Below are 482 nucleotides of genomic sequence, written 5' to 3'. Positions count from 1 at the left end.
GCACATAGCCCAAAGTGTTTGGCGTGAAGAGGTAACCAAGCCGCAAACCAGCGTCGAAACCGTAGGTCTCGCGGACCGAAGCATCGAAACCAGCAACATCGAGCGTGGTTTCAATGTTGCCGGCATGGGCATCCAGCAGTCCGCCGATCAGGAAGCGCGGCGACACCATATAGTCGTACCCAACGGTCAGTTCACCGTATACGCCTTCACCACCAATGCCGTTGAACGAGAAGCCAGGAACCAGATCGCTGCTGAGCTCGTGGACATTGGCGCCGGCGCCAACGCCAAATCCGACATAGATGCCACTCCAGTTGAAGGCCGACGTCTCGACGACCGGCACAACCGCGTCGGCGGCATGAGCAACCGATCCGAGCGCCAGGACGGAAACTGCCCCAAGAAGAAGAGATTTTGCTAATCGTTTGCTGGTCATTGCCCCTACCTTTTTGAAAAACCCACCAGCCGTCTAGCACCCGCCCATGCTG

General features: G+C 57.7%; 1 pseudogene. It reads right to left on the bottom strand.

Annotated features, from left to right (window positions below):
* Positions 1-430 (bottom strand): annotated as a pseudogene (locus tag EOA85_RS36920) (porin family protein); the annotation flags it as partial.
* Between the last annotated feature and the right edge of the window lie 52 nt (positions 431-482).

It is taken from the genome of Mesorhizobium sp. M5C.F.Ca.IN.020.29.1.1, from assembly GCF_003997375.1.
Taxonomy (GTDB): Bacteria; Pseudomonadota; Alphaproteobacteria; order Rhizobiales; family Rhizobiaceae; genus Mesorhizobium; species Mesorhizobium wenxiniae.
Note: the sequence above shows the minus strand (reverse complement) of the source record. Positions and strands in the feature narration are given on the sequence as shown.